Here is a 13,573-nt window from a genome sequence, read left to right as displayed (position 1 = left end):
GTCACCTACTTTCGATTATTGAGTTTAACCTTAATCTCATACATCGCATTCATCGCTTGCATTGGCGTTAACTGATATAAATCAATAGACTGTAATTCTTCAATAATATCCTCATATGGATTGACAATCTCGACCTTTTTTTCAACTTTAACGACTTCTTTAACAATTGGTTTAGCCTCTTCAAATAACGATAACTGCCCACTACCTCCTAAAACCTTTGGTTCTTCTTTTACAACAGGAGCTGGTTGAATCATCACTTTATCTTCTTCAAGAGCTGTTAATAACTCTTTTGCACGTGTTATTAAGGGGGAAGGAAGTTTGGCAATTTCTGCAACATGAATTCCGTATGATTTATCCGACGGCCCTTCCATTACTTTATGCATGAAGATTAACTGACCTTGATGCTCTTCGGCACGAACATGGCGGTTCTGTAAATGAGGACATTGCTGTTCAAGTTGTGTTAACTCATGGTAATGTGTCGAAAATAAGGTTTTAGCACCGATATTATCATGTACATATTCTATAATCGATTGTGCAAGCGCCATTCCATCAAACGTAGCAGTTCCACGTCCAATTTCATCTAATAAAATTAAACTATCTTTTGTCGCATGCTCCAATGCATAATTGGTTTCCATCATCTCAACCATGAACGTACTATGACCCGATACTAAATCATCCGCTGCTCCAATACGTGTAAAGACTTGATCAAAAATTGGAAGATTGGCTGAACTTGCCGGAACAAAGCATCCAATTTGAGCCATAATGGAAATCAGGGCTAACTGACGCATATACGTCGATTTACCTGACATGTTAGGGCCTGTAATCAATAGGATTGATAAATCTGATGGCATGATACAATCATTTTCAACATATTGCACATCTTTTAAAACTTTTTCAACAACAGGATGACGTCCATCTTTAATTTCAATCACATGATTTTTATTTAACATCGGACGCGTGTAACGATTCTCTTCACTCATTGTTGCAAAAGCTTGTAATACATCAAAATACGCTAGCACTTTTGCAATCTGTTGAATTTTAGGAATTTCATTTTTAACAATGCCACGAAGTTCTGAGAACAATTCATATTCTAATTGGATTGATTTTTCTTCTGCATTTAAAATTAAATTTTCTTTTTCTTTTAATTCTTGTGTCACAAAGCGCTCCGCATTCACTAACGTTTGTTTACGTTCATATCCTGCATTCTCAGGAATCAAGTGCAAGTTTGCTTTACTGATTTCAATGTAATAACCAAATACTTTATTAAACTTAATTTTTAATGATTTAATTCCTGTTTTTTCACGCTCTTGTGCTTCTAAAGCCAAAATCCAATCTTTTCCATGGTTAATAACATAACGATACTCATCTAATGTCTCGTTATAACCATCTTTAATAATGCCACCTTCTTTAATTCCAATCGGTGGATTTTCAACAATCGCTTTTTCAAGCAACTGCGTCATATGAGTACAATCAACCATCTTTTCAAGTTGTGAAAAAACCGATGGAATTGATAGTTGACTGAGTAACGATTTAATGTTCGGGATTTGCTTTAGTGATGAATTTAATTGTAATAAATCACGAGCATTGGCGTTTCCAAATCCAATACGCCCTGATAAACGTTCTAAATCATAAACTTCATTTAAATGTTGTTTTAATTCTTCTTTCACCATAAAATCGCCAATGAAAGCTTCAACAACATCTAAACGTTCTTTAATCACTTGTTCATTAATACATGGACGTTCAATCCATTGTTTTAACAAACGACTCCCCATGGCTGTTTTTGTTTTGTCTAGTAACCATAGTAATGAACCTTGACGTGATTTTGAACGAATCGTTTCCGTTAATTCTAAATTTCGTCGTGAATTATAGTCGATATGTAAAAAATCATCATTCTTTGTTAAACTAACCGGCTGTAAGTGACCGAGTGCACTTTTTTGTGTCCGAATTAAATAGTTAATTAAACGTCCAAAAGCAGCCTGAAGATTTGAATCACTTATTTCTGATACTAAGATCTGATATTCAATAGGTAGAATACAATTTTCCTCAAACGATAAAACAATTTGTTTTAAGGCACGAAGATTATCAAACATTTTAATCTCAACATCTGGACCGATGACGATTTCCTTACACCCAAGGCTAATGAGTTCACCCATTAAAACTTGAGCATCTTTTTCTAAATTCATCGCATAGTTTTCACCTGTTGATAAATCACTATAGACGATTGAATAGCCTTGAGTGGTTCCAACAATTGAAATAATGAAATTATTCTCTTTTTCATTTAAAGCATTTTGATTCATCACAGTTCCAGGTGTTAACATTCGAACCACTTCTCGACGAACAACTCCCTTCGCACTCGCTGGGTCTTCAACTTGTTCACAAACTGCCACTTTATATCCTTTTTCAATTAATCGATTAATATAATTATCGGCCGCATGATGAGGAACCCCACACATTGGAACGCGTTCTTCTGCTCCTGCTTCACGCCCAGTTAATGCAATCTCTAACTCTTTCGCCGCCAGTTGAGCATCTTCAAAGAATAATTCGTAAAAATCTCCTAATCTAAAAAAGACGAATGCGTCTTGATAATTCTCTTTTATTGTTAAATATTGTTGCATCATCGGTGTATATTTAGACTTATCTCGCATAAAAAAACTCCTTTTTCAAGTACATGTTCTTTTATTATAGCACAAACCCGCTCGCTTGTCTGATGCAGATTCTTCTTATCATCGACGACTTTAAATCATTTTAAACAATTAACCTTTAGTTATTTTCCGGGAAATACTTATCTTCGTCATTTTTCGACTTTTTATCAATAAAAAAGAATAAGGCGAGATCGCCTTATTCTCCTCTGAATGGTGAGTTTCCTAAGAAGTTCGTATTGACTTGATCAATTTCTGAATCTTCATCATCTTCAAGATCTGCATCGTCAACACCAACAGGTCCTAAAATAGAAACGCGCATTTTTGTTTCCCCAATGACTTCTACAACCAGTTCGAATTCAACTTCAACAATGATTTCACCATCTTCAATTCTTGCATCCACACAAGTTGGTTGTTGAATTGTACGAGCGATGACTTCATCACCTTCGTATAAGCAATCACGGATGGTTCTATGAACATTAACATGATCTGCATAATCCACACATTTTCTTGCAACTTCAGTTTTTGTGTTTCCATCATATGAATACCACACGTTAATATCATAGAATCCTTTTACATCAACAGCATTATCACTTTTGCGCGCTCCGAATTTATGATTGATGATCCAGCAACCTAAAATACTATCAGCAGGTGCTGCTACATCATCAATAGATTCAGTAACACGAAATCTTTTTTTACCTTTACCAATTACAGCTTTGGTTACAATTTCACGAATATCATTCATCCTAATACCTCCTCACTGATACTATATTCAGCTCATATCTTATTTGATACTGAATTGGAGGACTTTATGATAATTCATTCAGAATTAATTTTATTCCTCCACTCCTGAATGGGTAATCCGTAATCCATCTATCCACTCCTAAAATTAAAAACATCTTAGCTATTCACTAAGATGTTTATTAACCTTATATTCTATTATATGAGTCATACTTTGAAATAGTTCATTTAATTCAATTTGTGTTTGAATATATTCATTAAACAGAGGATTAGCATAAAGCTCGTCTTCAAGTAATTTCATTTCTGATGCCACTGAAGACGCCGCTCCTGATTTATGATAATGTTCAAATTTGATTAACTCTTTTTGTTTTTGCAGATACTCATCATAAAGATTCAAAAGTCTTTCGTTTTGATGAACTTTAACCGCTAACTGACGGTATCGCACTATGACTTCATCTTGATCAAGTTTTTCTTTTAACGCATTAAATGACGCTAAATTAGTTAGTTGTGTCATCGTTAACCATTTCTCCTGCTAAATGCCATGTTTTAGCTTCCGTGATTTTAACTTTAACGATTTTTCCAATCGTAGATTCATCTGCTTTGAAGTTAACAAGTTTATTGTGACGTGTATATCCTGCTAATACCGTCTCATCATTTTTACTCGTTCCTTCAACTAAAACGTCAACTACTTGGCCTTCAAAACGTTTATTTCCATTACGGAATCCACGATTAATCGCTTCATTTAAACGATTTAAACGATCTTTTTTATCAGCTTCTGACACATTATCTTCCATACGAGCTGCTGGAGTTCCCTCACGTGGTGAGAAAATAAAGGTGAAGGCCCCTTCATACCCTACTTCTTCAACTAATGATAATGTATCTTGGAATTGTTCTTCTGTTTCACCCGGGAATCCTACAATGATATCCGTTGTGATTGAAACACCTGGAATCGCTTCTTTAAGATCACGCACTAATTGTAAATACATTTCACGTGTATATTTACGGTTCATACGTTTTAACACTTCATTATTTCCTGATTGAACAGGTAAATGAATATGCTCCATTAAGTTTCCGCGTTTTGCTAATGTTTGAATTGTTTTTGCATCAAAGTCACGCGGATGTGAGGTCGTAAAGCGAATACGTGGAAGATCAATTTTATTTAAATCATCTAATAAGTCACCGAATGTATATTCACGATCTTTAAAATCTTTTCCGTAGGCATTAACATTTTGTCCAAGTAATGTTACTTCTTGATATCCTTCTTCGGCTAAATGTTTAATTTCAGCAATGATATCTTCTGGTAGACGGCTACGTTCTTTACCGCGTGTGTACGGTACAATACAGTATGTACAGAATTCATCACAACCATACATAATATTAACCCAAGCTTTAATGCTACCTTGGCGAGTACGTGGCATATTTTCAACGATTTCTCCCTCTTGAGACCAAACTTCAATGACACGCTCTTTCCCCATTAATGCATTGTGAATATATTCTGGTAAACGATAAATGTTATGTGTCCCGAAGACTAAATCAACGTATTGATATTTTTCCATAATCTGATTTACAACTTTTTCTTCCTGTGACATACATCCACAAACCCCTAAAATCAAATCAGGATTTGTACGTTTTAATCGTTTTAAACGTCCTAATTCACCAAAAACACGATTTTCTGCATTTTCACGAATGGCACACGTATTTAAGATAATTAAATCGGCTTCTTCTTGTGTTGTTGCTTTGGTATACCCTAATTCTTCAGCAATTCCGATGATGGCTTCTGAGTCGTGCTCATTCATTTGACAACCATAAGTTTGAATTAAATATTTTTTTCCTTGTCCAATATTTTTAATTGAATTCTCAATCGCAAAATCACGGTGAACATGTGCCTGCTCACGACTACGTTTACGAGCATCCGTAATACTTGGACGTTGGAAATATCGACTATAATCTTTTTCTTCTTTTACTTGCTTTGTCTGCATTGAAAGTTCTTTTTGTTGTTCGTTCATTTTTATCACCCTATATCATAAAGCTCTATCTATCAAATTTTGTCCTTTTTGTGACAAGTCATCAGTTACTTTCTCTATTATACAATCTAGCTTCATAATAATCAACTGATGTCATTTTCTGTTTTAAAAAGAGAGCGGTATAAAAAAAACTAGTGATTATGATTTCCATCGGTTTCAGTTTAGGGAGAGTTTTCACTAAATTGTTATTAAAATTGCATTAAAAAAAACAGCTATTTTTGCATAGCTGTTTTTTATTGTAATATCAATGTTTTTTAGCTTTTTATTTTAAAAAAACTTTATTTTTTACATCGATTTTTACAGACAAAGAAATAGCGGTCACAAATTTATGACCGCTATTTTTATACTTGTAAAAGTTATAACAATTTTATCTGTAAAAATGATTGAAAAAATCATTGAAATTCTCTTTGTAAAAATATCTGTATTTTTTATAACAAAAAACATAGGTTCTTGGATAAATTGCTTAATCTTAACGAATACTAAAAGTATACAAAATCTTCAAATTTTTCTCTTATTTTTGTCATTTATTTTTGACAACTTTATTTTACTATATTATCTTTAAAATGTAAAATATTTCTTGGTATGAAAAGGAGAGTTTAAAAAATGAAATTATTAAAACCAAAAAGACCGGATACTGTTGTTGAAGAATACACAATTTTAAAATCAAGACGCCTTATTCTTGAGTTGTATAGTAAATACAGTAATTATCCAGAAGGTGAAGTATTGGATCACTTTCTTTTAGAGGTGCTAAAAGAAGATAAGGACTTTGTACAATGGATTAGTGAGCAACGTAGTATTAAGAAGTTTCTCCAATCTGGATTACTTAAGTATTTGAGCCCAGAACAACAAAAATTATTTGAAAGCCGTGCAGGTGAGGTGTTAGAAAATGAACCAGATGAGGAAGCTTGCAACTAAAGAAGATATTCAAGCTTCAGTTGAACCGTTATTCACTACTGATGAAATGGCTCAACGTCAAAAAGACTATCAAACATTACCCCCTGGAATCTTTGCTAAAAAAGAACGTAAATTATGGGCGAGACCTGTAACTTTTCAAATTAGAGAAAATCATTATCAAATTCAGTTGAATACTTGCACCAATCCATTTTGTCCTAATTTTGGTTTACAACAAGAGAGATTCGCTCATTTAAAGGGAAAACCTTCCCGCTATAAAATTGTTAGTGCAAAAAACGAATCTGTGATTGACTGTACTGTGCATGGTTGTAGCCCGCATCAACCGTCGTTAGGTAATAAGACTACTTTAGTCAGCAACTGGGCTATTGCGGAAGAAATCATTCGTTTAGAAACAATAAATAGTGTCGTTCCCAACATTTTTGATTTGGATTACCACAAAGATGGATGTTCTAATTACTCCCATACACCTAAAACTCATCCTAAGAGCTTCACTAAGCAAGGACTTAGTAAAGTTGGCGCACAAGTTTATAAATGCAAGACTTGTTCAAAGAAAACCAGTGAACAACCTAAACAAAATCGCTCTTTTTCATATGGACAAAAGAAAAATGATATTTTACTAAGTCTGTTTGAAGATTTAATTAACCGTACTCCAGTGATCGGAACAATGCGAAAAAACAATATTGGAGCAGGAACTTATTACAGTAAAATTGAATGGATTTATCGTAAATGTTTAGAGTTTTTAGAGCGTCATGAAGCACAAGTGTTGGAAGATAAAGAATTTGATTCATTATATTTGAATACTGATGCCTTTATGTATAACCTAAACTACAAACGTATTAAAAGTAATGGTACACGTGGAAACCGTGATGAAAATAAACTACCAACAACTTATGTGTATGCGACAACAGATGTACAAAGTGGGTATGTTTTTCGTACTGATTTCGCTTACGACTATAACGCCAAATTAGATGAAATAGAGCAAGATACGTTAATCTATCAGTGTGATCACACCTTGTATTATATTCGTAAAAATGAACGATTACGTCATGAGTATGCACCACAGCCTCCTATTAAGGTAGATACACAAACACAAAAAGAATATGAAGCAGAGCGCTTCTTATTTGATGATAAGAACAATTATGTAGATGGATTACATGTAAAACCCACTTACACCTGCATTGCTCATATGTGGTTATTGAAAAAAACTCTTAAAGCAAAAAAATATTATTTTATAAATGATCAAGATATGACTATTCAAAGTGCTACTTGTAGAGTTTTCTCAGATCAAATAAAAACAAAACAGACTCATATCATTGCTTGTCAGGTAGATAAGAGTTTAAGTAAAAACGATGCTTTTGCAGTAGCAATGAGACAACGCAGAGATTTTGAGAAATGGGCAAAAGATTGGGGATATGATCATTTGAATACAAATCAACAAATTTGTGCTCATTTAGAAGAACAGTTAGCTTATCATGAATTTTACGAAGAAAAGGCTATTGATGGTGTCTTTTATCCATATAAAGGAGCTAATCCTATTCAATTTCCTTACCCTACCATTGATGAAGGATATCGCTACTTAACATGCATGACAGATGTTCGTGATATGGAGTTAGAAGAATTGGCTAAAATCATGTCATTTGCCAATATGCGTTCTATTGATGATTTCTTTCAAAAAATTCATCGTAGTATTTCAGTACTGGAACGTCCTTTAACGACTTCCAGAGGAGATGGAAAGTCATACATTTACGCAAACTTCAACCCTAAATATGCACATTATGCAGTAACGATTTTGAGAGTATATTATAACTTCTGTCTAACTAACAAGAAGTTCAACGAAGAAAAAACACCTGCTCAGCGCTTTGGAATAACTGACAAGGTGTTTACGATTAAAGATATTATTTATTTTAAGTAATCTACAATCAAAAAGGGAGAGAAGTTTGAATTATGGTAGTCAGAACATTTGAAATTACAAAAGAATGCGAATACCCATCCGATTATGTGGTCATAGATTTTGAAACTACTGGGCTTGATCCTAAAGAATGTAGCATTATTCAAATGGCGGCTATTCGTTATCGAGATGATGTGAAAGTTAGTCGTTTTGTATCGTTTGTTAATGCGACAGTGATTCCCTCAAAGGTAATCCAACTAACTTCAATTACCCTTGAAGATTGCCAATCTGCTCCTACCTTAGAGGAATTAATACCTCAGTTGCTTGATTTTATTGGGGATGATGTTATAGTGGCTCATAATGCTTCGTTTGATTTAGGTTTCTTAAATGAGAGTATAAAGCGATTAAATCTACCAGTAAGAACGTTTATTTATGTTGATACGCTACGATTAGCTCGACAAAAGATGAATGGAGTTAAGCGGTATAGCCTTCATATTTTAAAGAAGTATCTAAAGTTAGAATATGAGAGTCATTTAGCAGAAGATGATTGTTATGTTTGTCATGAGGTGTATAAGTATTGTCGTGGATTATCCAATCTTAATGAAGATACGTCAAAGACTAATGTTGCAGACGAAATTGATTCAACTACTTTACACATTAATAAAACAAACTCTAATTCATCAGATATCTTTGATAAACAACTTGTCTCTGCTAAAAAATTTGAAGAGAGTGGGGAGATAGATGAGGCGATTAATGTTTATGAAGAATGTGTTCACTTGAAATGTAAGGATAATATTCCTTATGATCGATTAATCATTCTTTATCGTAAAAAACGCCAAAAAGAAAATGAAATTAGAATTTTAAAATTAGCTATTGAAATTTTTAACAAAAATGATAAATATCAAATTCGGCTAAGTAAAATTCACCTGTAACTAACAAAAAGAGCTAATGAATTATTAGCTCTTTTTGTTAGTAATAAATGATAGAATACAGCATTTAAATGTTATTCTTCTGATGTTATTACAAATTATAAGGAAATAGTTTCATCGAATAATACTTGATTTTCTTCATGAGTATAACTGTTTTCATCAACGCTATTCCAAATTTGTTTTTGAATAACAATTCTTAAATTACTACTATCTGACTCTAAGCCGTTATAAATAAAATCAAATTGATTGTTATCTCTATTTTTTGCCTGTAAGAAATCAAGCTCTTTTCCATTTTCATCAAAAATTAAAACGTCATAGCGGTCACTATCTTTTGGAAGACTCACGTTAACAATTGTATTAAATGGTGTCATTGAAATTTCATTAACTTGAATATTATTTTCCTTAACTTCATCTAATTTAATTGTTTTCTTTAATTCTTGGTTCACCGTCACAGGAATCCTGAATTCCCATGTTCCTTTTATTACATCTGATTTATCATCAGCCAAAATAGGAGAATTCTCAATCGAACTAATTTTGGTTTGGAAGATAAATTCATTCGGAATTTCAGTTTTCAATGAACTTAAATCAAACTGTTGCACTCCAATAAAGGTATGATCATCAATAAATTTCCCCTCTAACCCAGCAAAACCAGTCGAATCTAATTTATCTTTTGAAAAACTAACAGATGAATCACGATCTTCAATTAATAATTGGTTCATATCTAATGAATCATCATTATTCCAAGATGTATAAGTGAATGGACTTTCGTTTTCAATGGTATAAGTTACATATAAAAATTCACCATCAGATAAAACTTCCGATAAAGTAATTCCTACCCCATTAGAAGTTACTGTTTCATTAATAGACGTTGCATATTGCGAATAGTTTCCTGGAGAATAAATATTTTCTTCAATTACTTTAAAAACATTACCGACTAAAGGTAGTTTTGATGCCATTGCTGGATTAGAAATGCCAACTCCTAAAACTACCGCTAAACTTGCAGCTATTACTCCTAATGTCTTTTTTGATTTTGGATAATGTCTTACTGTTTGATTTGTTTGTTTTTCAACCATTGCTTTACGAACTCCTTCCTCAATTACAAAGTCGATATTCTGTGGAATTGGAATATCATTAAATTTTTTATTACTCATTCAATTCACCCTCCTTTAAAATTTGACGCAATTCATCCTTAGCACGTTTTAAATGACTTTTCACAGTATTGGTTGGCAATTCCATAATACTTGAAATTTCATTTATACTTAAATCATTAAAGTATTTCAATACAATAACCGTTTTATAATCCTCTCTTAAACAATCAATTGCATCATACAAATCTAACTTATCCTCAATGTGTAGAGATGAGTGTTGAGGCTTCTCGGGAACTCCGTTTTCCAGATAAACAATTTTATTTTCTTTTTGAATGTAATTTATAGAAACATTAAGGCTCTGTTAGACGAATTTGTTGTTATTGGTTATTTATCTACTTGAAACAGATAGAATCATTTAATCATCGTTGATATCAAGCGATTCGTTATCAACAAGGTTGTCTAACACAGTTTATATTTATAATTTATTTAAAACACACTGATTATCAAATGCGATTTAAGTAAAATTTAAGTTAGTCTTTCAAAAAATAAGTAATAAAAAAATGCACCTTCATTAAAGCTGCATTTTTTGTTGTAATCTTAATGATTATTTTGTGTGGAAATTTAATTTATATTTTATAAAAATTATCCTGAATATAAGGCTTAATTTTAAAAATATTATATGCTTATTTATTATTGATAACCTATATAATAGAGCTTACTCTTAAATGTATATAGGCTACTCAATTACGTTTAGTGTAAATCTTGGGCTTGTATAAACAATTGAATTATCATGAGAGTCTTTTGTTAATTTTTCTAAAGGATTGTAAACAACATAAGCTATAATATCATACTTTCCTGGTTTATCTGGAGCTAATAATGATATTTTTCCGTTTGCAGTTTCATGTTCATTAAGTTCAATTAATTGAAATAAATTTGTTTCATTAATTGTTGTTTGTTCAAATCCAATAGTTGTTAATAATAAAGCATTGTTATAGTCCTCAAGATTACTAATATTATACATAAGTTCTATCGTTTCGCCCGCTTTAACATCAATCTCTTTTTCTGGAGATTTTATCATTCTATCTTTTTGAAATTCATTTTCATAATCCATATTTAAGATGACTTGTAAGCTATTGAATTGATAATAATTTAAAGCTTTTTCAAACTTTAGATTATTATTAAACATTTTTTTATCAGTAGATGAATTATCGTAAATTATATCGAGAACCTTATGAATCCCGTAATGATTAGATGGAATCCCCTCAATAGATGAAGCATTTACATCACTTCCAGCAACGAAAGAAATTAGGAGTTTATGTATATCTTCATCGACCTTTAATAGTTCATCTGATAAATAAACAGTGAATTTCTGACTTTCTCCATTACTGATATTAAATTTATGAGAAGTTGTGTATTCACCTTCCTGAGTAATTTTAAAAGGAATTTGCACAAAATCATAAAAGAGCGATAGATTGACTTCTCGATCTTTTCCGATACTTTCGAATTCAATTTCTAATGGTATAGAAAAGTCTGTCATATTTACCTGATTATTAATGATTACGTCATTTTTATAACTTGCTTTCATGCTAAATGAACTATATTCATTTTCAATTGCTTCCGATTCAGGCTGATAATCAAAATTTTGATTCTCTCCAATTTCATCTTTCGGAGCTTCACAAGCAAATAGCATTAGACCACATAATAATAACCACAAAGTTTTTTTCAACATACCTTCCTCCTTAAAAAATAATCATCAAGAAAATGTTAACATAAAAAGAAAAAAATGTAAATAATTGGAGGGTTAAGTCGAGGTGCCATTAGATGTAATAGCAGATTGAGATAAGTTAAAAAATTGTTCGGAAATAGTCTGAACTAAAACTTTAAGCTATGTTAGATAATCTTGTTGATATTTTTTACATTAAAGTCCTAAAATCCAAAAATAATCATTTTTATTAACAGCATTATTTATCCAATCATCTATTTGAATAAAAAAATTAATAATACATTCTTTTTGCTCTTTTTCTCCCAAAGCTAACTGCTTAACATTTTCCCATTCACTGAAAGTTACTTTCTCACGTCCGTAATAATCAAATTGCGAAAAAACTTTACTTAAATACGGAACTAAAACTGCAAACTCTTCATCTATAAGAAAAAGAGAATCTTCACTCCAATGATTAGGATAATCTTTAGCATAACAAAATTCATAAACATCATGACTTTTTAATTCGCTCTTTTTTAATAAATTCATATTATTTCCTCCCACATCCTAAATTTTTACTTTAAATTTTAATATATATAAGTCCAGATAAGTTTTTCATATCGGAAAACTTTTAGCTGGACTATAGTCTGTCTTAGTATTAAAGCAATCGATTAACTAAGACTGATGTAGAATGATGAAATACATTTCTGTTTCTATATACATTGTCACTTTTTGCACTCTGTTAGACAAAAATGTTGAAATTAAAAGGTCGGTGATATCAACTGTTTCTTTACCAACAAGAATGTCTAACACAGCGAACATTAATTAAAATTTTAGTGATCCAAGTCTTGAAAAATTTTGGTGTTTTTAGTTTTTCAATGTTTAATAAAGCTCTATAAACACATTCTTGTAAAATATCTAATGCTTTTTGTTCATCTTTTACATAACTAAATGCAATCTTATAAAGATAGGTTTTATAGATTTTCATTAATTCAGTAAAAGACTCTGCATCTCCATTAATAGCTTTTTTAATAAGAAATGTTTCGGAGTTTTCATCAGATAATGCTTGATAAGATACATTCATTAGTGCCTCCATAATGCCCTCCTTTTTTGTTTTCTCAACTATTAGACAAGTCATGAACCTAAAAAGTTGCAAAACAATATTTATTTTTTATTTTCTTACGATTAGAAAAAAGTGATAGCATCATTTATGAATAGTTTATTATGTAAGTAAAAAGTTTTAAACAACTAAAATTTAGATAAAATGTTAAATCTATTATTTTTAAAAATATGAATAATCTTTTTAAAAGGCTGTGTTTTAACAAAATGTTGAAATTAGATAAGTTTTGAATAATAAAAAAATAAAGAGTTATATGAATAATCAAATACAACTCTTTATTTAGTTCGCATTATATTAAATTTGCGTATTTTAAGACTAAGCTTAAAAACATTATCGGAAAACATTCACTATGTTCTGGAAATGTTATCGCACAATTTCCTCATGATGCCTTTTCATAATAAATATATTAATATCCTCATAGTATCGGATAACTTTTTCGCCTAATTGTTGAGTCTCGATTTCTATGTATTGGTCTTGTCTAATTTCTTTGCTGTATCCAATATTTCCCCAAATAAATGCAAAAACTAAAACAC

12 protein-coding genes are annotated in these 13,573 nt (G+C 31.5%); 3 read left to right on the top strand and 9 right to left on the bottom strand.

The genetic code is table 11. The features are described 5' to 3' along the window. Positions 1–5: 5 nt before the first annotated feature. The 4 genes from mutS to miaB all read right to left on the bottom strand — a co-directional run bounded on the left by mutS (position 6) and on the right by miaB (position 5,386). Positions 6–2,645 (bottom strand): DNA mismatch repair protein MutS, encoded by a 2,640-nt coding sequence (gene mutS / locus J6D32_RS07240; protein WP_009607339.1) that lies wholly within the window; start codon positions 2,643–2,645, stop codon positions 6–8. A 193-nt stretch (positions 2,646–2,838) separates the two neighbouring features. Next, positions 2,839–3,384 carry an outer spore coat protein CotE gene (cotE, locus tag J6D32_RS07235; RefSeq protein WP_006785431.1) on the bottom strand — a complete coding sequence of 182 codons (546 nt, stop codon included), beginning with the start codon at positions 3,382–3,384 and terminating at the stop codon, positions 2,839–2,841. 159 nt (positions 3,385–3,543) lie between these two features. Further along, positions 3,544–3,894: a YlbF family regulator gene (locus J6D32_RS07230; protein WP_006785430.1), complete on the bottom strand. Its 351-nt coding sequence runs from the start codon at positions 3,892–3,894 to the stop codon at positions 3,544–3,546. After that, on the bottom strand, positions 3,878–5,386 hold the full coding sequence (gene miaB, locus J6D32_RS07225) for a tRNA (N6-isopentenyl adenosine(37)-C2)-methylthiotransferase MiaB (protein ID WP_006785429.1): 1,509 nt from the start codon (positions 5,384–5,386) through the stop codon (positions 3,878–3,880). Before miaB ends, J6D32_RS07230 begins: the two co-directional genes overlap by 17 nt. A gap of 621 nt (positions 5,387–6,007) precedes the next feature. Here miaB and J6D32_RS07220 point away from each other — a divergent pair. From J6D32_RS07220 to J6D32_RS07210, 3 genes are read left to right on the top strand one after another with little or no spacing between them, the layout of a single operon-like run. Continuing rightward, positions 6,008–6,319 carry a hypothetical protein gene (locus J6D32_RS07220; protein WP_287467483.1) on the top strand — a complete coding sequence of 104 codons (312 nt, stop codon included), beginning with the start codon at positions 6,008–6,010 and terminating at the stop codon, positions 6,317–6,319. Continuing rightward, positions 6,291–8,228, top strand: coding sequence for an insertion element protein (locus J6D32_RS07215; protein ID WP_287467482.1), 1,938 nt, complete (start codon positions 6,291–6,293; stop codon positions 8,226–8,228). The genes J6D32_RS07220 and J6D32_RS07215 overlap by 29 nt, the downstream gene beginning before the upstream one ends. Before the next feature lie 32 nt (positions 8,229–8,260). Next, a complete protein-coding gene (locus tag J6D32_RS07210) occupies positions 8,261–9,136 on the top strand; it encodes an exonuclease domain-containing protein (RefSeq protein WP_287467481.1) in 876 nt (291 codons plus the stop codon). Positions 9,137–9,231: 95 nt separating this feature from the next. Here the strand turns inward: J6D32_RS07210 and J6D32_RS07205 are convergent, their stop codons facing one another. The 5 genes from J6D32_RS07205 to J6D32_RS07185 form a co-directional block, all read right to left on the bottom strand. Further along, on the bottom strand, positions 9,232–10,284 hold the full coding sequence (locus tag J6D32_RS07205) for a DUF4179 domain-containing protein (protein ID WP_287467480.1): 1,053 nt from the start codon (positions 10,282–10,284) through the stop codon (positions 9,232–9,234). Continuing rightward, the gene (locus J6D32_RS07200; RefSeq protein ID WP_287467491.1) at positions 10,277–10,528 is read right to left on the bottom strand and encodes a sigma-70 family RNA polymerase sigma factor; all 252 of its coding nucleotides are present in this window, start codon (positions 10,526–10,528) and stop codon (positions 10,277–10,279) included. Before J6D32_RS07200 ends, J6D32_RS07205 begins: the two co-directional genes overlap by 8 nt. Positions 10,529–10,957: 429 nt before the next feature. After that, positions 10,958–11,950 carry a hypothetical protein gene (locus J6D32_RS07195; protein ID WP_287467479.1) on the bottom strand — a complete coding sequence of 331 codons (993 nt, stop codon included), beginning with the start codon at positions 11,948–11,950 and terminating at the stop codon, positions 10,958–10,960. 189 nt (positions 11,951–12,139) lie between these two features. Further along, positions 12,140–12,469, bottom strand: coding sequence for a hypothetical protein (locus J6D32_RS07190; protein WP_287467478.1), 330 nt, complete (start codon positions 12,467–12,469; stop codon positions 12,140–12,142). A gap of 241 nt (positions 12,470–12,710) precedes the next feature. Next, on the bottom strand, positions 12,711–13,016 hold the full coding sequence (locus J6D32_RS07185) for a sigma factor (protein WP_287467476.1): 306 nt from the start codon (positions 13,014–13,016) through the stop codon (positions 12,711–12,713). Between the last annotated feature and the right edge of the window lie 557 nt (positions 13,017–13,573).

Origin of the sequence: Turicibacter sp., from assembly GCF_017941855.1 — a bacterium.
GTDB lineage: Bacteria > Bacillota_I > Bacilli_A > MOL361 > Turicibacteraceae > Turicibacter > Turicibacter sanguinis.
This window is presented reverse-complemented; position numbering and strand designations above follow the sequence as displayed.